The sequence below is a fragment of the Curtobacterium sp. VKM Ac-2887 genome (assembly GCF_015350935.1).
Classification (GTDB): domain Bacteria; phylum Actinomycetota; class Actinomycetes; order Actinomycetales; family Microbacteriaceae; genus Curtobacterium.
Genome location: NZ_JADKSB010000002.1, coordinates 257,304 through 277,925, shown reverse-complemented (window position 1 = coordinate 277,925; position 20,622 = coordinate 257,304). Strand labels below are relative to the sequence as shown.

Sequence of the window (20,622 nt, the reverse complement as noted above, 5' to 3'; positions counted from 1 at the left end):
CCCGGGAACGAGGAAAGCCCCGGTCCTTTCGGACCGGGGCTTTCGTGTGACGCTTGGTTGCGGGGGCAGGATTTGAACCTACGACCTCTGGGTTATGAGCCCAGCGAGCTACCGAACTGCTCCACCCCGCGGCACATTGAATAGCCTACACACGGTCGTGGCGGGGCACAAATCGTGTGCCCCGCCACGGCGTGTCAGCTGCCGTCTTCGGCTGCGGTCGCGGCCTCGATCGCCTCTTGCAGGCGCTTGTCGGCCTCGGCTGCAGCGACCAGGTCGTTGTCGGCGTAGGCCTGCTGACGGTCCTGCAGGGCGTCGTTCGCGTCGGACAGCGCCTGCTGCAGTGCGTCGTTGTCCGTGGTGCCCGAGCCGGTCGAGCCACCGGTCGACCCGGAGCCCGAGTCGGAACCGGAGTCGGACGAGCCCGACCCGGACGAACCGGAGTCGCTCCCCGAACCACTGGCATCGGAGTCTCCGGCAGCAGCACCCGAGTCACCGCCGAACAGCGAGTTGAGCGCCTCGTCGAGGGTGTCCTCGAACGCGATCTTGTCGCCGAACGCGACGAGCACCTTCTGCAGCAGCGGGTACGAACCGCTCGACGTCGACTGCACGTACACGGGCTGCACGTACAGGAAGCCGCCGCCGACCGGAAGGGTGAGCAGGTTGCCCTGCTTCACCGTCGAGTTGCCGCGCTTCAGGATGTTCAGCTCCTGCGACACCGTGGTGTCCGAGTTGAACAGGTTCTGCACCTGCGCCGGGCCCGGGATGTTGTCGGTCTTCGGCATCGTCAACAACGTGAGCTTGCCGTAGCCCGACGCCTTCTTGCCCTTGCCTGCACCTCCCGCGTCGGAGTCGGCGGCCAGGTAGCCGGTCAGCACGTTGCGGTTGTTCGCGCCGGCGGACTGCTGGGGGATGTAGGTCGTGTACAGGTTGTACGCGGTCTCCTGCCCCGGCACCTTCATCGTCAGGTAGTACGGATCCTGCAGGTTCGCCTTGCTCGCGGTCGTCGTCGTCTGCGCGCCCAGGGCGTTGGTGGTCGTCGACGTGTCGGCGGCGCTCGCATCCGTGTCGGTCGACCCCGTGGTCGTGGGCTCCTGTGGTGTGTTCCACGCGTCGTCACCCGAGTAGAACGAGTTCGCGTTCGTCACGTGGTAGGTGCCGAGGATCGACCGCTGCACCTTGAACAGGTCCGTCGGGTAGCGGACGTGGTCCAGCAGCTCGGCGCTCATGCTCGACACCGACTTGACCGACGTCGGGAAGATCTTCTCCCACGTCTTCAGCACCGGGTCCTTGGTGTCCCACGCGTAGAGGGTCACCTTGCCCGTGTAGGCGTCGACCGTGGCCTTCACCGAGTTGCGGATGTAGTTGACCTGGTCGGTGCGGTACGCCGAGGACTCCGAACCGGCGATGCTGTCCGACAGGCTCTGGCTCTGCGAGTACGGGTAGGCGTCGCTCGTCGTGTAGCCGTCGACGACCCACTGGATGCGGTGGTCGACGATCGCCGGGTAGGCGTCGCTGTCGACCGTCAGGTACGGCGCGACCTTCTGGACACGCGTGATCGGGTCGCGGTCGTAGAGGATCTGCGAGTCCTTGTTGACCGCGTCCGACAGCAGGACCTGCTCCGACTGGAACTTCGCCGCGTAGACGAGTCGGTTGAAGAAGTTGCCCACACTCGGTCCGCCGTCGCCGGAGTACGTCGTGGTGGCGTTGCCGCCGTTGTCGTCGTCGGATCCGGACGGGTAGTCGAGCTCGACGTCCTTCGAGCCCTTCGGCGCCCCGACGATCGAGTACGCCGGCGAGGTCTCGCCGAAGTACACGCGCTGCTGGAAGTCACCCAGCGCACCGTTCGAGGGGATGCCCGACTCGAGGAACACCGGCTTGCCGTCGCTCGCGCGCTGGTTGCCGAAGGCCGCGGTGACGCCGTAGCCGTGGGTGTACACGAACGCCCGGTTGTACTGGGTGTTCGCGGCCGAGCTCAGACCGTCGACGTCGATGTCGCGCACCGCGATGACGGTGTCCTCGGTCTCGCCCTTGACGTCGTACCGGTCGACGTCGAGCTCGTCCGGGAACTGGTAGTACTGCCGGTACTGCTGCAGCTGGCTGAAGGTGTCGGAGACGATCTTCGGGTCGATGAGGCGGATGTTCGCCGTCGTCTGGGCGTCCTGCGCGAGGGCGCCGGAGCTGGCCTCGGTCGTGGCGTCGTAGTTCTGTTCCTTGACGTCGGAGACACCGTAGGCGTCACGTGTGGCCTTGATGTTCCGCTCGATGTACGCGGACTCGTACGTACGCTCCGAGGGCTTGACCTGCAGGCGCTGGACGATCCAGGGGTAGATGCCCCCGATGACGATCGCGGCGACGAGCAGCAGGCCGGTGCCGACGATCGAGATGCGCCAGCGGCCGATCACCGCGGTGACGATGAACAGGATCGCGACGATCGCCGCGATGCCCGCCATGATCTCGCGACCCGGGATGACCGCGTTGACCTCGGTGTACTGGGCACCGGTGATGAGCGAGTTCGACTTGGTGAGCGCCGCGTACTGGTCGAGCCACAGACTGACGGCCTGCAGCGCGATGTAGAGCGCAGCGGTGACGGCGAGCTGGATGCGCGCGGCACGGGAGATCCGGACTTCACGTCCCCCGAAGCGCAGCGCGCCGTACAGGTAGCAGGCGGCGAGGGCGGCGAGCCCCGCGATCAGCACCACGGCCGACGAGTACGCCACGATCGAGCGCCAGAACGGCAGCTCGAAGACGTAGAAGCCGATGTCCAGGCCGAACTGCGGGTCCGTCTTGCCGAACGGGGTCCGGTTGAAGTACTCGAGCACCATGCTCCAGCGCCCCGAGGTCGACAGCCCGGCGAAGATGCCGAGCACCACCGGGATGCCGATCATGACGGCGCGGCGCAGCGGTTCGATGACCTGCTGGTACCGGTCCAGCTGCGAGTTGAGCTTCGCGTAGACCGGGCGGTACCGGAAGGCCAGTCCGATGCTCAGGAAGACCGGGATCGCCATGCCCAGGAAGCCCGCGAGGAACATCAGGGTCCCTGCGATCCACCGCGTCGTGAGGACCTGCTGGAACCCGAGCTGCGCGAACCACGCGTAGTCGGTGTACAGGCTGGCGAAGATGAAGAAGCCGATCACCAGTGCGGCCAGCACGATGATCGTGACCACGATCGGGACCCGCGGCGAACGCCGCCCCGAGGTGGACGAGGTTGTCGTCACTTGATGTGCTCCAGACGTGTCGGACCGGCGGGCCCGGCTCGCGGCGGGCCGTCAGTGCACTGATCCTATTGGACCGGGCGGACTGTGAAACTGTGCGAGGACTCAGGAACCCGGTCAGGAACCGCAGCGGGCGAGCTTCGCAGTGCTCTTCCCGGCGGCGATCGTCTGCAGGTCGGTGACGGCCTGGTCGAGCGTCGACACCTTGTAGACGTCGAGCCCGTCCGGCACGTGCCCGACGACCTCGCCGCAGTTGTCAGCCGGGGCGAGGAACACCGTCGCCCCCGCTTCCCGCGCTCCGTAGAGCTTCTGCCGGATGCCGCCGATGGCTCCGACCTCGCCGTCGGCGGTGATCGTGCCCGTCCCCGCGACGTGCTTGCCGCCGTTGAGCTTGCCGGGCGTGATCTCGTCGATGATCCCGAGCGCGAACATCATGCCGGCCGAGGGGCCACCGACGTCCTGCAGCTTGATCGAGACGTCGAACGGGAAGTCGTACTTCTCCGTGACGCCGACGCCCAGGAGCGCGGTGCCCTGCTCGTCGCGTGGGGTCACCCGGACGTCCTTCGTCGCACCGTCGCGCTCGATGGTGACGGTGGCCGGGGTCGACGTGCCGTGCTTCGCGACGAGCTCGCGCAGCGAGGTGGCGTCGGCGTTCGTCGTGAGCGAGGTGCCGTCGAAGGCCGTGATGACGTCGCCCTTCTCGATCGGACCGTCGGCAGCCGAGCCGGGCTGCACGGTACCGACCTCGAGTTCGGTCGGCAGGTCGTTCCCCTGCTGGATCAGTGCTGCGGCCACTGCGGACTGCTGCGACGCCTGCATGTCGGCGGAGTCCTGCTGGTTCACCTGCTCGGTCGTGGTGCCGGTCGGGTAGATCGCCTCGACCGGGATCACGGCCTCGGACTTCGTGAAGATCGCCCGGACGACGCTGGTCCACGACGGGCGGTTCGTCGCGTCGCCCTGGATGCCGACCGTCAGCATGTCGAGCGCCCCGGCGGTGGGGTAGGTCTCGTGCCCGGAGACCTGGATCAGCTTGACGTCCTTCGCGTCCTTGCCCGTCCCCTGCTTCTGGGTCCCGATGGTGTTGTAGACCGGTCCGGGGACCTCGATCAGGTACGGGCTCGGCAGCACGCTCGCCAGGATCCCCAGCACGACGGCACCGATCACGAACGCCCACCCGACGGTCCTGGCACGCGAACGACGACGGGGCGCGGGGGTGAAGAGGGTCACGCGGGGTCCTTCCAGGGGCGGTCGCCGGGCCTGACGGCGGGGCGGTCGTCCGCGCCGTGCGGCGGGACTGTTCGCCCTCGGCGCAGCGGTTCGGGCGTTCCCACGGGGGCATCCCAGGTGCGGCCCCGTGAGCAGCGATTAGCGTAGTCGGCATGCCTGATGAACCACAGCCGGGGCCGGACGACGACTTCCAGGAGATGCTGCGCAAGCTGCTCTCGGGCGAGGGCCAGATCGACCCGTCGCAGCTCGCCGGTGCAGCCGGCCTGCCGAACGACCCGGCCTTCGTCGCGAACCTGATGAGCCAGCTGCAGCGTGCCGCGCAGTCCGGCGGCGACGGCATCGACTTCTCCGCGACCGCCGAGCGCGCCACCGCGATCGCCCGTGAAGGCGGCCACGCCGTCGACCCGGTGGCCTCGCAGGCGGCCGACCAGGCGTTCCAGGTCGCCGCCCTCTGGTTGGACGAGGTCACGACCGTGGCCGAGCTCACCGCCACCCCGAGCCTGTACACGCGGGAGCAGTGGGCGAAGGCGACGGTTCCGGTGTGGACCCAGATCGCCGAGCCCGTCGCGTTCAGCATCGCCGATGCGCTCACCGAGGCCATCGACCAGCGTGCTCCCGAAGAACTCAAGGCGATGCTCGGCGACGTCTCGAAGGCGATGCGCGGCGTCGGCGGTGCCCTCTTCGCCATCCAGCTCGGCCAGGTCGTCGGCCAGCTGTCGAAGGAGGTCGTGTCCGGCGGCGACGTCGGGGTCCCGCTGCTGGACGAGCAGGTCGCCGCACTCCTGCCGCAGAACGTGGCCGAGTTCGCCGAGGGACTCGACGTCTCCGAGGACGAGGTCCGCATCTACCTGGCGGTCCGCGAACTCGCCCACGCACGGCTCTTCCGCTCGGCGCGGTGGCTGCGACTGCACATCATCTCGTCGATCACGGACTACGCACGGGGCATCCACATCCCCTTCGACCGCGTCGAGGAGCTCGCCGCGGACATCGACCCGACCAACCAGGAGCAGCTGCGGGACGCGCTCGCCTCCGGTGCGCTCATCCCGCCGCGCACGCCCGAGCAGGATGCTGCGCTGGCACGACTCGAGACCATGCTCGCGCTCGTCGAGGGCTGGGTCGACACGGTGACCGCCGCCGCCACCGTCCGGCTGCCGAAGAGCGGTGCCATCGCCGAGATGGTCCGTCGTCGCCGTGCAGCCGGAGGACCCGCCGAGTCCGCGTTCGCGACGCTCGTCGGCCTCGAACTGCGACCCCGCCGTCTGCGCGAGGCCGCCGCGATGTGGCAGCGGGTGACGGACGAGCTCGGTGCCGAGCAGCGTGACGCACTCTGGTCGCACTTCGACCTCGTCCCCACGTCCGACGACGTCGACGCACCCGACGCCCTGGTCGCCCGTCTGCGGAACCCCGCGCAGACCGAGGAGGACGACGCGTTCGACAAGGCGCTCGAGGACCTGCTCAACGACGCCACCGGCGCCCGTCCGCACGAGGACGAGTCCGGCCGGATCGACGACGGCGCCCCGGGCACCGACGGCACGGGCACCGACGAGACAGGCACCGACGAGGACCGCCCCGGCGACCAGCCCCGCTGAGTCCGGCACCGTCGAGTTCTCCACAGATCCACCACCCGGCCCCACGCGTGCCCCCGACTCGGGCACCGTGGGGTCATGGGCATCCGCATCGATCCGACACTCGAGTTCGTCTGGCGCGACCCGACGACGGTGCAGCTCGGGGTCGATCCGCCTCGTGCCGTTGTCGACGTCCCGACCACGGGCGAGGAACGGTTTCTCAGTGCCCTGCGGCGTGAGACGGGGCGCGAAGCGCTGAGTGGCCTCGCCGTCACCTCGGGCTGCCCACCGGACGTCGCCGCGCGCGTGCTCGGTGCGGCGTCCCCCGCGGTGATCGACGTCCTGCCCGAACCGCTCGAACGGGTCGAGGTGCACGGGGCCGGCGGGTTGGCGGACACGATCGCGGCCCACCTGTCCGGTGAGGGCGTGACCGTCGCGCGGACATCGTCCCCGCGGGGCGGCCCGGTCGAGCTGCCGGAGCACGAACCCCGGCTCGCCGTGGTGGTCGCCGACCACGTCGTCGACCCCGCGCTCCGCGCCGCCTGGGCCCGCAGGGGCGTGCCGCACCTGGCAGTCGTGGTGGGCGACGGCCGCATCCGCCTCGGGCCGTTCGTGGTCCCGGGGGCCGGCCCGTGCCTCCAGTGCGCGGAGTTCGCACGCGTGGACGACGACCCGGCGTGGCCCGCGATCGCGTCGCAGCTGTGGGGACGACCACCGGCGCCGCTGTCACCGTGGCGGTCCGCCGCGGTGGCCGCGGCCACCACCCGGCTGCTCGTGCAGCGCCTGCCGCTCCGGTCGCAACGTGCGGACCCGGAACAGGTGGTGTTCGACCGCGACGACCTGGCCGTCAGCCGGTGGTCGGTGCCGCCCCATCCGCGGTGCGCGTGCCGAGCACTGCCAGGAACCGACTCGGAGCGCGGGCTCCCCCACGCGTGGAACCCTGTCTCGACCACGTGATCGTCACGGTCCGCCGGGCGCGGGTCAGGCCGACGTAGAACAGGCGACGTTCCTCGTCCACCTCGGTGTCGGTGGTGGCGTGCGAGATCGGCAGGAGTCCCTCGGCGGCACCGGCGATGACCACGTTCGGCCACTCGAGTCCCTTCGACGAGTGCAGGGTCGCCAGGGTCACGGCGTCGACCTCGGGCTCGTGGTGCGTCGCGGCACGGTCCACCAGGTCCTGGGTGAACTGCTGCATGGTCGTGCCGGCGGGGGCGTCCTCGGCCAGGCCCATGATCGCCTGCAGGGCTTCCCACTGCTCGCGGACGGCGCCGGTGCCCTCGGGGGCGGTCGACGTCCACCCGCTGACCTGCAGCACGAGGCGGACACGGCGGGTCAGTTCGTCGTCGGTCTGCCGGATCGCCTCGCCGCGCATGTGGTGCACTGCGAGCTTGACCTCGGGCCGGTTGAAGAAGCGCGTGCCGCCCTGCACCCGATAGGGGATGCCGTTGCGGCCGAGTGCGGACTCGAGGGCCGCGGACTGGGCGCCGACGCGGAACAGCACCGCGCAGTCGCCGTACGACGCTCCTCCGGCGACGAGTTCCGCGATGCGCCGGGCGATGGTCTGGGCCTCGTCGCCGTCGTGCACGCACGGCACGACGACCGGGTCCGGACCGGGCTCCTGCGTCTGCGCGACCAGGTCGAGCGCACCCGGTTGCCCGCGCATCAGGGCGTTGGCGGCGTGCACGACTTCGCGGGTGGAGCGGTAGTTCCGCTCGAGTCGCACGACCGAGCCGCGGGGGAACTCCGAGCCGAAGCCGAGCAGGTAGTCGCTCGACGCACCGGCGAACGAGTAGATCGTCTGGCTGGCGTCGCCGACGACGCACAGGTCGTCGCGGCCGCCGAGCCAGGCCCGCAGCAGGTCGTGCTGCACGGGCGAGACGTCCTGGTACTCGTCGACGACGAAGAACCGGTACTGCTGCCGCACGTAGGACGCCACCCGCGGCTCCGACTCGACCATGCCGAGCGTGGCGAGCAGGACGTCCTCGAAGTCGAGCTGTCGGCGGTCGTCCTTCAGGCGCTCGTAGGCCTTCATCAGGTCGATCACCCGGCGTGGCGAGGTGTCGCGCGGCATCACCCGTTCGGCGGCGGCGGCCTCGTACTCCTCGAGCGAGAGCATCTGCACCTTGCGCCACTCGACCTCGGCGGCCAGGTCGCGCAGCACCGGGGTGTCGACCGACATCCCGACGGTGTCCGCGGCGTGCGCGATCATCCGGCCCTTGGACTCGACGATCTTCGGCGCGTGCCCGCCGACGGTGTCCGGCCAGAAGTAGCTGAGCTGCGCCATCGCCGCGGCGTGGAAGGTCCGCGCCTGCACCGTGCCGGCGCCGAGCGAGCGGAGCCGCGACCGCAGTTCCCCGGCGGCGCGGGTGGTGAACGTCAGCGCGAGGACGTGGTTCGGTGCGTAGGTGCCGGTCGCGACGCCGTAGGCGATGCGGTGGGTGATCGCGCGGGTCTTGCCGGTGCCGGCGCCCGCCAGGACCGCGACGGGGCCGAGCAGGGTCCGGGCGACGGTGCGCTGCTCGGTGTCGAGAGCGGCGAGGAGTTCATCGGGCGACGGCGGACGGACCTCGGCCGAACCGGCCGAACCGGCCGAACCGCCTGCACCGCCCGGACCAGCGCCAGCCGGCACCGGCCCACCACCAGCACTGCTCACGGCAGGTCCAGCGGCCCGCCGTACCACTCCTCGATGATGGCGCGGGCGATCGAGGTCCGACCGGGCAGCAGCAGGGTGTCCCCCGCGCGCTCCCGGATGTCCTCGCGCGAGAACCAGCGCACGTCGAGGATCTCGACGCCGTCTGGCCGGGCAGTGGACGGGTCGCCGTCCACTGCGCGGGCACGGAAGCCGACCATCAGCGACGCGGGGAACGGCCACGGCTGCGAGCCGAGGTACTCGGGCTCCTCGACGTGCACGCCGGACTCCTCGAAGACCTCGCGACGGACGGCGTCCTCGAGCGACTCCCCCGGTTCGACGAACCCGGCGAGCAGCGAGTAGCGGTCGGCGTCCCACGCGGCGTTCGAGCCGAGCAGGATGCGGTCGTCGGCGTCGACGACACCGACGATGATCGCGGCGTCGGTACGCGGGAAGTGCTCGTGTCCTTCAGGGTCGCGGCGCACCCACCCGCCGGTGACGACGTCGGTCGCGGACCCGGTGCGGGGCGAGAAGCCGTGGACGGCGTGCCAGTTCGCCATCGCCACGGCCTCGACCGCCAGGCCCTGGTCGCGCGGGGACAGCTCGGTGCCGAACATGCGCAGGCTCTCCCACGCGTCGTCGGACGGTTCGATGGCCGACGCGGTGGCGTCGTCGACGAGGGCCGCGACGAAGCGGGTGCCGGCGGGGGCGTCGGCAGCGTCGGACACGGCGCGGCCGAGGTACAGCGTCACGGTGCCGTCCGGCAGGTCGGCCGCGGTCACGAACCGCAGGGTTCCGTCGGCGTTCCGGAGCATCTCCGAGCCGTGCACCGGCAGGTACCGGGTCGCGGAGTCCTCGCGCAGGACCCGGTCGAGGTCCGGCGTCGTGCGGAACTCGGCGTCGCGGTCGAGTTCGTTGCGGGACAGCGGGAGCCGGGAGGCGAACTCGACGGTCACGGCAGAGGGCTCCTCGGTTCGGGTGCAGGCGAGGCCTGCGGGCGGGGCGTGCGGCAAGGCGTACTGGGAAGGCTTCGGGAACAGCGTGGCGTGCACCGGTGCAGGCGTCACGCACCTACCCTGAGGGGCATGGCGGGATCCCAGTTCACTCTAGCCGCGTTGGCGACGACGGCCGTGCCCGGTCTCGTCGTCACGGGCACGCGCACGCTCGGCTCGGCCGCGGCCGGCGACTACGAGTCGGCTCTCCTCCGCGACGCCGACGGCGCCCTGACGGTCATCCGACGACCCCGGAACCAGCGGGCGGAAGCCCGGCAGTCGGCCGACCTCGTCGCGATCCGTGCGCTGAGCGCCGGGATCCGCACGCGCCTCCCGTTCGGTGTGGCCGAGTACCGCGGCCAGGCGCCGATCGGATCGACCCGCGCCATCGTCACCACCCGGCTGCCGGGCGCGCACCCGACGCTCGCGTCGTTCGCCGAGCGCCCCGAGCTCGCCACGAGCGTCGGCCGCGCCCTCGCCGCGATCCACCAGCTGCCGACGAGCTTCGTCTCGGACGCCGGCCTGCCGTCGCTCACCCCGTTCGAGGTGCTGCGCTCCGCCGTGTCCGTGATGGACCGCGCCGTCGCCACCAAGCTCGTGCCCGCCGCCCTGGTCGAACGGTGGGAGGGCGCCGCGCGCGACCAGCAGCTGTGGCAGTTCACCCCCACCGTCGTGCACGGATCGATCGGCACCGGCGTGCTGCTCGTCGACGGCGATGCCGTCAGCGGGATCCTCGACTGGGGCGAGCTCCGACTCGGCGACCCGGCGAAGGACCTCGCCTGGGTGCTCGCCGGCCGACGCGACGCCTTCGACACCGTCCTGAGCGCCTACGAGGCGAACGGCGGCGGACGCGACCGTCAGCTCGCACAGCGCGCCCGGGTGCACCACGAACTCGAGACGGCGCACTGGCTGCTGCACGGCGTCCAGGCGAAGAGCACCGAGGTCGTCGACGACGCGGTCGCGATGATGCACCGGCTGGTCGACGCGGTGCACGCGCCGAGCGCGGAGCCGCTGCAGTCGGTGTCCCCCGAGACGATGGAGATCGGCGAGGTCGAGCAGTTGCTGTCGTCGACCGAACGCCGACACGGCTGACCTCCGCTCCGACGTTCCGGCTTCTGCGCCGCGCTCACTTCTGCCGAGCGGTCACGCAACGTCGTCCGCCCCGCGTTCGAGCGACCGTCCACGACCAGTCGGCAGCCGCCGACGGGCTGTCGTGACCAGCGGTGGTCGCGCTGGGCGGTGGGCGCGACTGCCTGGAGGCCCGGTGCCGGTCCGCGAGACCGGCACCGGGCCTCCAGGGTGGCTGGCTGGGCGCGGCGCGCTCCCCGCCGGCGTCCGGCACCGAGCGGTCACGACTCCCTGCCATCCGAGCACCGACCGGCCACGAGCCGTCGGCCGTCGAGCCTCGCACTGACGGCCTGTGACCGGTCGCCGTGCACGCCGCGCTCGTCGGTCAGCCGATCGCGGCCGTCCAGGCGCGCTCGAGTCCAGCACGGTCGAGCATCTCGGTCGGACGCACCTCGAGGTCGTCCGCGACGAAGTAGAACACGGCGTCGACCTGGTCGAGCGGTCGACCGGTGAACTCGGCGTAGGCAACGCGGTACAGGGCGAGCTGCAGCGTCCGTCGGGCCAGGTCGTCGGCACCGGACGGCGCCTTGCCCGTCTTCCAGTCGACGACCTCGGCACGCCCGTCGATCTCGTAAACGGCGTCGAGCTTGCAGACGACGCTGTGTCCGAGGAACGGGATGTGGATCTCCCGCTCGACCTCGACCGGCGTGCGGCCGGCCCACCGTGAGCGGGCGAAGGTGGCCTGGAAGTCCGCCAGCCGTCGGGCGTCGTCGTCCGTGACCACAGCGTCCGGCGAGGCGTCGACCAGGTCGTCGGCGTCGAGGTCGAGCTCGTCGCCCCACACGTCGAGCGTCTCGAGCGACCCGCCCGTCCGGGCACGCTGCTCCACCCACTGGTGGAAGAGCGTGCCGAGCCGGGTCGCTCGGTACGGACGCTCCGGCATCGGCCGCCGCAGGCGTTCGACCACCTTGTCCGGCTCGGTGAGGTAGTCCTTGAAGCCCGAGGCCGGCACGCGGTGCGGGACCACGACCGCGTGCTTCGCGTTCCGGGTCGCGCGTCGTTCGGCGAGCAGCAGGTCGATGTCGGCCGCGTACCGGCCGGAGGCACCGGGGTTGGCGTTCCGGACCCGCTCGGCCGCCGCCAGCACCCGGGGCGCCCGCTGCCCGAACGGCACGTGCGGCCAGAGCTGCTGGGCGCCGTCCTCGCCGAGGGGGTTCTCGTCGTGCACGGTGGTCTCCGGGATCGCGGTGCCGTCGACGACCCCGGCATCGACCAGGTCGTGCAGGTACCGGCTCGGCTCGGTGGGGCGCACGCCGCCGGCCCAGAACGAACCGGACACGAGCAGGTCGTGGCGGGCACGGGTCAGCGCGACGTACGTGAGTCGGCGTTCCTCGTCCTCGTTGCGGGCCTTCACCTGCTCCTTGAAGGCGTCGATCGCGGTCGTGACGTCCTTCTGGGTCTCCTGCCCGCGCCACGCCAGGCTCGGCAGCTCGGCGCCGTCCCCCCGGAACTCGTACGGCAGACGGCCGAAGCCGAGCCACCCGGACGAGCCCTCCTGCGGCCGCGCGGGCAGGCCGCCCTCGACCATGCGCGGCACCGCGACGGCGTCCCACTCGAGGCCCTTCGACCCGTGGATCGTCAGGATCTGGACCGTGCCGGCTTCGGGTTCCTCGGAGCGCGGGCCCATGTCGTCACGGCGGGCGGCGGCGTCGATCCACCCCAGGAAGGAGCCGAGGTCGGCACGGTCGTCGGTGGACACGAACCCGGCGAGCTCGTCGATGAAGGCGTCGAGGTACGCCCCGCTGCCCTGCTCGTGCGCCGAGACCTCGATGTCGAGCCGCATCTCCTGCACCACGAGCGTCACGAAGTCGACCAGGTCGCTGCCGGCCCGCGACCGCAGCATCGCGAGCTGCGTGCCCAGCGCCCGCATCCGGCTGCGGCCGGCGGGCGTGATGCCCTCGAGCGCGCCGTGCTCGTCCGGTGCGGTCGCCACGAAGTCCAGGGCGTCGACGATCGAACCGTGCTCCCCCGCGGCCACCGAGGCGCGGAACGCCGCCGTCAGCTCGTCGTCGAGCCGTTGCTGGGTGTGGTCGCGCTGGAACAGCCACCGCGCGAGGTGGTGGAGGGCGACGACGTCCGCGGCGCCCACCCGCCACCGGGCACCCGCGAGCAACCGGATGAGGTCGTTGCCGGCAGCCGGGTCGTGCAGCACCCGCAGGCACGCGACCAGGTCCACGATCTCGGGGCGCTGCAGCAGGCCGCCGGTGCCGAGCACGTGGAAGGGCACAGCACGCGCTCCGAGCGCCGCGGTGAACGACGCCAGGTCCTTGCGGGCACGGAGCAGCAGGGCCATCGACCCGGTCGGGTTCCGCTTCCGGTGGCCCTGGAACCACGCGGCGACCTCGTCGGCCTCTTCCGGCAGGGTCTCCGGGAACACCGCCCGGACCGCCCCGGCGTCCGCACCGGGTCGCGGTGACAGGCGCTCGACGTCGACCTCGGACGCCTCGGACAGCGGCGCCACGATCGCGTTCGCCCCCGCGAGGACGTCGACCGGGTTCCGCCAGCTCGTCGACAGCGCGAACGTCACGGGCCGGACCGCATCCGGCTCGGTGCCGCCGAAGTCGTGCGGGAAGCGTGCGAGGTTCGCGGCACTCGCACCGCGGAACCCGTAGATCGACTGGTGCGGGTCACCCACGGCCATCACCGAGTGCCCGCGGAACAGTCGGGCGAGGAACCGGGTCTGCACCACCGAGGTGTCCTGGTACTCGTCGAGCAGCACGACGCCGAACCGCTGCCGCAGGTCCGTGACCACCCGCGGCGCGGACTCGGCCGCGGCGAGCGCCAGGGCGATCTGGTCGGAGAACTCGACGAAGCCGCGGTCGACCTTCTGCCGCCGGAACTCCGCGACCAGGTCGGCCAGGGGCTCCAGCGCACCGATCGCGGCGACGGCGTCGGTGATCGCCTTGTACGGCTTGCCACGGTTGCCGGGCAGTTCGAGCAGGTCGGAGAACTCGACGGCGAACCGGCGGAGGTCCTCGGGTTCGACGAGGTGCTCGGACGTGGCCCCGGCGAGCGCGACGACGGCCGCGGTGAGGGTGTCGACGTCGCGGTCGAGTCCGGCCAGTCGGTCGTCACGCGCGGCCACCACGACCCGGCGGGCCAGCTGCCAGGCGGACGGTTCGGTCAGGACCTGGGACTCGCCGTCGCGGCCGACGAGCAGGGCGTTCTCGCGGAAGACGGCGTTCGCGAACGCGTTGTAGGTCGACACGGTGGGCGCTTCGAAGGCGTCGCCCGGGGTGATCAGACCGACGTCCTCGAGTGCACGGATGCGGTCGTTGATGCGCACCGAGAGCTCGCCGGCGGCCTTGCGGGTGAAGGTCAGGCCGAGGACCTCGTCGGGGCGGACCATGCCGTTCGCGAGCAGCCAGACCACCCGCGACGCCATCGTCTCGGTCTTGCCGCTGCCGGCTCCGGCGACGACCAGGGCGGGGGTGAGCGGGGACTCGATGACGGCGCGCTGCTGTGCGGTCGGGCGCGGGCGGCCGAGGGCGTCGGCGATGGCGTCGGCGTCGTGCTGGACCACAGGCGCAACGAGGACGTCCGTCGTGCCCGTCGAGCCCGTCGCGTCGGTCGTGTCGGTCGCGTCGGTCACCAGGTCACCTCCGAGACCACGTGGATGCGGCACTCGACGCCGGTCCGGGCCTTCTCGCAGTGGTCGTCCACGTTCGCCAGGAAGGTCCGTCCGGCCATGCCGCGCGCGACCCCGTGCAGGCGCTCCCGGTAGGCGTCGCGCGCCTCGGCGTCGAACGCGTGCTGGGTGCGCTCCGAGTAGGCCTGCCCGCCGCGGGGGTTCTGCACGAACACGAGTCGGGCGTCCGTCATGGCCGAGCCGGCCGGAACGCCCTCGACCGCGCCGTCCTCGATCGCCAGCTGGTACGCGCCGAGCTGCGGGTGCTCCGGCATGTCGTTCTTCTCGCTCGGCATCGAGCGTCCGGTCTTGAGGTCCACGACGCTGACACGGCCCTCGGGGTCGACCTCGATGCGGTCGATGCTGCCGCGCATCCGGGCGGGGCCGGTGACCAGGGCGAACGAGGTCTCGGCGCCGAGCAACCGGCGGCCGGCGCCCGCGAAGGTCCGCAGGTAGTCGCTGAGCCCCTCGATCATGCGGCGGGTGCGCGCGCGTTCCCGATCGGCCACCCACGGCGACTCGAAGGTCAGTTCGTCCCACCGGGCCTCGACCCGCTCCCACAGCGACTCGACGTCGATCTCGGTCGCGTGCTCCATCGCCTCGTGCACGATCGTGCCGATCCCCATCGCCGGACTCGGCGCACCGCCGCCGAAGGTCTGCACGAACCAGTGCACCGGGCACTCCTCGAACGTGCCGATGCGCGACGGCGAGACGGACACGGTCGGGGCGACGGGTTCGCCGCCCTCGACCTCGGGCACCGGCTCGGCGTCGAGGTCGACCAGCGGCTCGTCGGTGGTGGGCTCGGCGAGGCCGTACCAGTCGTCCGGTGCGGCCCCGGGGACCTCGGCCTCGGCCAACCGGGCCAACGCCGAGGCGGCCTCGTGGTCGCCGGACAGGACGACCCGACGTCGCAGGGACCCAGCCAGTCCGCGCAGGGACAGCGGGTGCACGGTCGGCTGCCGGTCCGGCGGCACCGGCACCAGGCGGACGAACGGCGACGGGGACTCGTCGTCGTTGGCGACGGTGCCGATCACGACCTGTGTGGTCGCGCGGGAGACGGCGCGGGCGAACAAGCGGAGTTCGTCGGCGACCACCGCGGCGCGGTCGTCGATCGGCGAACGCTCGGCCCCCGACGCCGCACCGACCAGGCCGTCCGGGTCGAGCAGACTGCCGCGCACCCGGGTGTTGGGCCACACGCCGTCCTGCAGTCCGAGCACCACGACGACGTCGCACTCGAGTCCGATCGTCGCCGAGGGGGTGAGCACCCGGACCCGGCCGGCGGTGCGGTCGGGGCCGATGGAGTCCTCGGGCAGGTCGGCGCCGAGCAGGTCGTCGACGAACACCCGGGCCGGGGCGTCCGGGGTGCGTTCGACGAACCGCTTGGCGGCGGTGAACAGGCCGACGACGGCGTCGAGGTGCCGGTCCGCTTCGCCGGCTCCGACCCCGCCGGCTGCGGACTGCCCGCCCCACGACTTCGCGAGGCCGCTGCGCTCCCACAGGCCCCAGAGGATCTCCTCGATGCTCGATCCGGCCTCGGCGTCGGCGTGTGCCTGCACCAGACTGCGCGCGAGTCGTGTCGCCCGTCTGGCGAAGCCCGCGTCGACCGTGGCCAGACGCTCCGGGGCACCGAGCGCGTCGATCAGGAGTTCGTCGGCCGTGCGGGTGCCGTCGCCGGCGAGCTCTTCGCGCCGCAGGGCGAGCCGCAGCCGTCGCATCGCCAGGGTGTCGAGTCCGCCGAGCGGCCCGGTGGCGAACGCGGTGGCCAGGGCGGCGTCGAGGGGCAGGACCCCGAGGGCGACCGCCGCGGCGTCGAGCAGTGCCCGCGCCGCCGAGTCGTCACGGGGGCGGACGGGCGCGGCACCGGCGGTCGCGGGGACCTCGGCCACCGAGAGCGCACGCACGAGCTCGGGGATCGCGGCGCCGCTGCGGGTGACGACGGCCATCCGGTGCCACGGCACACCGTCGAGCAGACGGTGCTCCCGGAGCCGTCGGGCGACGGCGACGAGCAGCGCCGACCGGCTCGCCGCCTCGAGGTGCACGACGGCGTCGGCTCGGGCGTCCTCGTCACTCGCCGTCGCCGCGCGTTGCCGACCGGCCGCTGCCGTTCCGATGCGCCCCGTGATCCCGGAGACCAACGACCGGACCGGCGCGGGGTACCGGTGCACGGTGCCGAGGAAGAGTTCGTCGACGCGGTCCACGCCGAGCCGCACGGCCAGGCGCCCGAGCACGTCCGGTTCGGCCCCGCGGAACGCCGAGGCGGCGATGTCCGGGTCGCCGAACGCGACGACCTGCACGCCGGACCGGGCGAGCGCACCGAGCAGTGCCACCTCGCCCTCGACGAGTTCCTGGGTGTCGTCGACCACGATGAGTCCGAGGGCGGCGATGCTCGCCGGGAGTTCCCCGCGCAGCACGGCGGCGGTGGCGAACGCGACGAGCTCGCCGGAGTCGAGGCTGGTCGCGCGGAACGCGGTGACCGAGGCCCGGTACTCGTCGACGAAGTCACCGACGGCCCGCCACTCGGGTCGACCGCCCTCGTCGCCGAGCTCGCGCATGTCCTCGGGCTCGACGCCCGCCGCGACCGCACGCATCATGACGTCGCGCAGCGCGGTCCGGAACCCGGCGCGCTCCCGCACCACCGCGGTGATGGGTTCGGGCCAGTCCGGACCGGTGCCGTCGAGCTCGTGACCGGCGAGCAGGTCGGCGATGATTCGGTCCTGCTCGCCACCGGTCAGCAGCGTGGGCGCTTCCTGCCCCTGGACCGCGGCGGCGTGCGCGACGATCTGGAAAGCCAACGAGTTCACGGTCCGGGCGAGCGCTCCGGGCACCACGCGGTCGACGGCGGCGGCGAGGCGGTCACGGAGGGCCGTGGCAGCGGTCCGCGACGAGGTCAGCGCGAGCACGGTGGCGTGCCCGTCGGGGCTGATCGCGTCCGGTCGGCGCAACCGGTCGGCGACGAGCCGGGCGAGCGTGGTCGTCTTGCCCGTGCCGGGAGCGCCGATGACCGCTGCGTGCCGGCCGTCGGGCAGCGCGAGCACGGCGGTCTGGGACGGGTCGTCGACCAGGGCGCGTGCGACGCCGACGTCTGCGGGGGCTGGCGTCAGCGTGGTCTGCGGCACGCTCGTACGGTACCCACGACCGCCGACACCACCCGGCCCCACGCGGGCGCGGCGCGCACCCGGGGCCGCAGAGTGCGCCCGCGGCGAACGTCCGATGTCCTCCGGGACCGCTCGGATACGCTGTGCTCGTGGACATCAAGATCGGCATCATCAACAGCCCGCGCGAGATCGCGTTCGAGACCGCCCAGACCGCCGACGAGATCGAGAAGGCCGTGTCTGAGGCCCTCGCGTCGAAGGCGACGCACCTGTCGCTCCAGGACGAGAAGGGCCGTCGCTTCATCGTTCCGGTCGCCGCCGTGGCGTACGTCGAGGTCGGCGCGGAAGAGGCACGCCGCATCGGCTTCGTCGCCTGACGACGTGGAACTGCTCTTCGCCGTCCTCGGCGGCCTGATCATCGGCGGGATCGCGCACGTGGTCCTGCCGTGGCGCGCCAGTCGTGGCGTCCTGATCGGGCCCGCCGTGGGCGGCATCGCCGCTGCCGTGCTGTGGGAGGCGCTGACCTGGGCTGGGTGGCGGTACGACGCCACCTGGATCTGGGTCGTGGCCCTGGTCGGTGCGGGCGTCGTCGCCCTCGTCGTCGAGTGGCTGCTCGGGACGCGCCGCGACAAGAGCGACGTCGAGTACTACGAACGACTCAAGGCCCGCGGAGCCTAGGCCGTCAGGCCGAGTGCGTCCATCCGACGGGTGTGCGCCGCGATCAGTTCGGTCCAGACCGGCTCGAGCCGCTCCTGGTCCTCGCGCGCGTGCGACGCCAGCGCCGACCGCGCCACGAGCAGGGTGTCGCCGACCAGACGCCGACCCCACATCGCCAGGCGCGAGCCGACCTCGGGGTCGTCCTCGATCCGGGCGGTCAGTTCCTCGACGACCGCGGGTTCCTCACGCGCGTCGAACACGGAGCGCAGCCGCTGCCGCACGTCGTTCGGCAGCGACCGCAGCAGGTTGCCGAACAGGTCGTTCAGGATGCCGGCCGTGACGTAGCCGGTCAGCATCGACTCGTACCAGTCGGCGCCGCTCGTGCGCTCGAGGAACCGGTCGATCGCCTCGCGGTGCGGCGCCATCAGTTCCGCCGGGTCCGACCCGTTGCGTTCGATCTCGGCGACGATCGTGCGGTGCCGGTCGAGCGCCGTCGTCGCGAGCACACCGGTCACCAGGCGACCGGACAGCGTCGGCGCCGAGGCACCGGCACGACCCATCGTCTCGTAGACGGAGAGCTGCAGGTACGCGGCCTGGCCCAGGTAGACGTCGAGCTCGGGGGTGACGTCGTCGAGCGCCAGACGCTTGACCTGGCTTGCGTTGCGCGGGTTCCGCGACGCGAGCCACGCTGCTGCGAGCTGCGCCGCGCGCTTCCGGTTCCACCACGACACCACCCGGAGAGCATAGCGGGAACCGCCTCGCGCCCCGCTCCACCCGCCCATCGGTAGACTGGCCCGGACTTCCACCAGAACTAAGGTGATTCTTTGACTTTCGCAGACCTCTCCATCGAGCAGGACATCGTCGACGCGCTCGCGGGCAAGGGCATCCTCGAGCCCTTCCCGATCCAGCAGCAGACGATCCCGCTCGCCCTCACCGGCCAGGACATCATCGGCCAGGCCAAGACCGGTACCGGCAAGACCTTCGGGTTCGGCCTCCCCCTCATCCAGCGCCTCGGCGCCGACCCGGCGCCCGGCGTCAAGGCCCTCGTCGTCGTCCCGACCCGAGAACTCGCGGTCCAGGTGACCGAGGACCTCGAGGTCGCCACCTCGAACCGCCCGACCACCGTCGCGGCGATCTACGGCGGCAAGGCGTACGAGGGCCAGATCGAGCAGCTCAAGGCCGGCGCCCAGATCGTCGTCGGCACGCCCGGGCGACTCATCGACCTGCAGCGCCAGCGACTCCTCGACCTGTCCCACGTGCAGGAAGTCGTCCTCGACGAGGCCGACCGCATGCTCGACCTGGGCTTCCTGTCGGACATCGAGCGCATCTTCCAGGCCATCCCCGAGGTGCGGCACACGATGCTGTTCTCGGCCACGATGCCCGCGCCGATCGTCGCCCTCGCCCGCCGGTTCATGAGCCGTCCGGTGCACATCCGGGCGACCGACCCGGACGAGGGCCTCATGCAGGCCAACATCAAGCACCTCATCTACCGCGCGCACTCCCTGGACAAGGACGAGGTCATCGCCCGCATCCTCCAGGCCGAGGGCCGCGGCAAGACCGTGATCTTCACCCGCACCAAGCGTGCGGCGGCGAAGCTGGTCGAGGAGCTCAAGGACCGCGGGTTCAACGCCGCAGCGGTGCACGGTGACCTCAACCAGGAGCAGCGCGAGCGCGCGATGGCCGCCTTCAAGGCCGGCAAGCGTGATGTGCTCATCGCCACCGACGTCGCCGCCCGCGGCATCGACGTGGACGACGTCACGCACGTCATCAACCACACGATCCCGGACGACCCGGACACCTACCTGCACCGCGCCGGTCGTACCGGCCGTGCCGGCAAGACCGGCATCGCGGTCACGTTCGTCGACTGGGACGACCTGCACAAGTGGACGCTGATCGACAAGGCCCTCGAGTTCGGCATCCCCGAGCCCGTCGAGACCTACTCGTCGTCGCCGCACCTGTTCGAGGAACTCGACATCCCGAAGGGCACCAAGGGCCGTCTGCCCGGTGCCTCGTCGCACGCCGCGTCGGCCGGTGCCCCCGCCGAGAAGCGCAGCAGCGACCGTCCGGCCTCCGGTCCGCGTGACGCGTCGCGTTCGCGGTCGCGCAGCCGCACCCGGTCAGGAGGCTCGGAGCAGCCCGCCTCGCAGGCTCCCGCCACCGAGTCCGCGGCTCCGACCTCCGCGCCCACCGACGACTCGTCGGCCACCGAGGGCGGGACCACCGACGGCGCCGCGAAGCGTCGCCGCCGTCGCCGCCGTCGCGGAGCCGGCACCGGCGATGCCTCGGCGACCGCCTCGGCACCGCAGGGTTCGTCGGACGGCGAGTAGCGCCTCCAGACCGAAGGGTCCGTCGCTGACGCGACGGGCCCTTCGTCGTCCTCACCTGCCGACTGCCCCCGCGAAAGCGACAGATTGCCGCGAACCGTCGGCGGGAATCTGTCGCTTTCGCGGAGGGGTCAGGCCGCGCCGAGCGAGATCTGTCGCTTCGGTGGG

Annotated in this window: 13 protein-coding genes and 1 tRNA gene; 6 read left to right on the top strand and 8 right to left on the bottom strand. The window is 71.9% G+C overall.

The window, feature by feature from the left end; genetic code table 11:
• Window positions 1-54: 54 nt before the first annotated feature.
• The 3 genes from ITJ69_RS04080 to ITJ69_RS20880 form a co-directional block, all read right to left on the bottom strand.
• Window positions 55-131: transfer RNA gene (locus ITJ69_RS04080), tRNA-Met, on the bottom strand.
• A gap of 63 nt (window positions 132-194) precedes the next feature.
• Window positions 195-3,164, bottom strand: coding sequence for a UPF0182 family protein (locus ITJ69_RS04075; protein WP_194672063.1), 2,970 nt, complete (start codon window positions 3,162-3,164; stop codon window positions 195-197).
• A gap of 165 nt (window positions 3,165-3,329) precedes the next feature.
• Window positions 3,330-4,439 carry a PDZ domain-containing protein gene (locus ITJ69_RS20880; protein WP_235035838.1) on the bottom strand — a complete coding sequence of 370 codons (1,110 nt, stop codon included), beginning with the start codon at window positions 4,437-4,439 and terminating at the stop codon, window positions 3,330-3,332.
• A gap of 152 nt (window positions 4,440-4,591) precedes the next feature.
• Here ITJ69_RS20880 and ITJ69_RS04065 point away from each other — a divergent pair, with 152 nt between their 5' ends.
• Both ITJ69_RS04065 and ITJ69_RS04060 read left to right on the top strand, forming a co-directional pair.
• Entirely contained in the window at window positions 4,592-6,028 is a 1,437-nt protein-coding gene (locus ITJ69_RS04065) for a zinc-dependent metalloprotease (protein WP_194672062.1), read from the top strand.
• 75 nt (window positions 6,029-6,103) lie between these two features.
• Complete coding sequence (locus tag ITJ69_RS04060) at window positions 6,104-6,961, top strand: TOMM precursor leader peptide-binding protein (RefSeq protein WP_194672061.1); 858 nt, start codon at window positions 6,104-6,106, stop codon at window positions 6,959-6,961.
• Here ITJ69_RS04060 and ITJ69_RS20875 read toward each other — a convergent pair.
• Together ITJ69_RS20875 and nudC are read right to left on the bottom strand one after the other, a co-directional pair.
• The gene (locus tag ITJ69_RS20875) at window positions 6,852-8,657 is read right to left on the bottom strand and encodes an ATP-dependent helicase (RefSeq protein WP_323742961.1); all 1,806 of its coding nucleotides are present in this window, start codon (window positions 8,655-8,657) and stop codon (window positions 6,852-6,854) included. The two genes, ITJ69_RS04060 and ITJ69_RS20875, sit on opposite strands and share 110 nt — an antisense overlap.
• Window positions 8,654-9,589: an NAD(+) diphosphatase gene (nudC, locus tag ITJ69_RS04050; protein WP_194672095.1), complete on the bottom strand. Its 936-nt coding sequence runs from the start codon at window positions 9,587-9,589 to the stop codon at window positions 8,654-8,656. The genes ITJ69_RS20875 and nudC overlap by 4 nt, the downstream gene beginning before the upstream one ends.
• A gap of 129 nt (window positions 9,590-9,718) precedes the next feature.
• Between nudC and ITJ69_RS04045 the strand changes: the two genes are divergently transcribed.
• A complete protein-coding gene (locus ITJ69_RS04045) occupies window positions 9,719-10,717 on the top strand; it encodes a phosphotransferase (RefSeq protein WP_123294087.1) in 999 nt (332 codons plus the stop codon).
• A 361-nt stretch (window positions 10,718-11,078) separates the two neighbouring features.
• Here the strand turns inward: ITJ69_RS04045 and ITJ69_RS04040 are convergent, their stop codons facing one another.
• Both ITJ69_RS04040 and ITJ69_RS04035 read right to left on the bottom strand, forming a co-directional pair.
• Window positions 11,079-14,345 (bottom strand): ATP-dependent DNA helicase, encoded by a 3,267-nt coding sequence (locus ITJ69_RS04040; protein ID WP_323742959.1) that lies wholly within the window; start codon window positions 14,343-14,345, stop codon window positions 11,079-11,081.
• Entirely contained in the window at window positions 14,342-17,497 is a 3,156-nt protein-coding gene (locus ITJ69_RS04035) for a PD-(D/E)XK nuclease family protein (protein ID WP_194672060.1), read from the bottom strand. Before ITJ69_RS04035 ends, ITJ69_RS04040 begins: the two co-directional genes overlap by 4 nt.
• Window positions 17,498-17,625: 128 nt before the next feature.
• On the opposite strand from ITJ69_RS04035, the gene ITJ69_RS04030 reads away from it, so the two are divergent.
• Window positions 17,626-17,850, top strand: coding sequence for a DUF3107 domain-containing protein (locus ITJ69_RS04030; protein WP_194672059.1), 225 nt, complete (start codon window positions 17,626-17,628; stop codon window positions 17,848-17,850).
• A gap of 4 nt (window positions 17,851-17,854) precedes the next feature.
• A complete protein-coding gene (locus ITJ69_RS04025; protein ID WP_123294090.1) occupies window positions 17,855-18,151 on the top strand; it encodes a hypothetical protein in 297 nt (98 codons plus the stop codon).
• On the opposite strand, the gene ITJ69_RS04020 is transcribed toward ITJ69_RS04025, so the two are convergent.
• Window positions 18,148-18,864: a ferritin-like fold-containing protein gene (locus ITJ69_RS04020; protein WP_235035842.1), complete on the bottom strand. Its 717-nt coding sequence runs from the start codon at window positions 18,862-18,864 to the stop codon at window positions 18,148-18,150. The two genes, ITJ69_RS04025 and ITJ69_RS04020, sit on opposite strands and share 4 nt — an antisense overlap.
• A gap of 90 nt (window positions 18,865-18,954) precedes the next feature.
• Between ITJ69_RS04020 and ITJ69_RS04015 the strand changes: the two genes are divergently transcribed.
• The gene (locus ITJ69_RS04015; protein WP_131878363.1) at window positions 18,955-20,457 is read left to right on the top strand and encodes a DEAD/DEAH box helicase; all 1,503 of its coding nucleotides are present in this window, start codon (window positions 18,955-18,957) and stop codon (window positions 20,455-20,457) included.
• Window positions 20,458-20,622: the final 165 nt, after the last annotated feature.

Coding starts and splice junctions, on each gene's coding strand:
- ITJ69_RS04065 (WP_194672062.1), top strand. CDS start 4,592: ATGCCTGATGAACCACAGCCGGGGCCGGACGACGACTTCCAGGAGATG.
- ITJ69_RS04060 (WP_194672061.1), top strand. CDS start 6,104: ATGGGCATCCGCATCGATCCGACACTCGAGTTCGTCTGGCGCGACCCG.
- ITJ69_RS04045 (WP_123294087.1), top strand. CDS start 9,719: ATGGCGGGATCCCAGTTCACTCTAGCCGCGTTGGCGACGACGGCCGTG.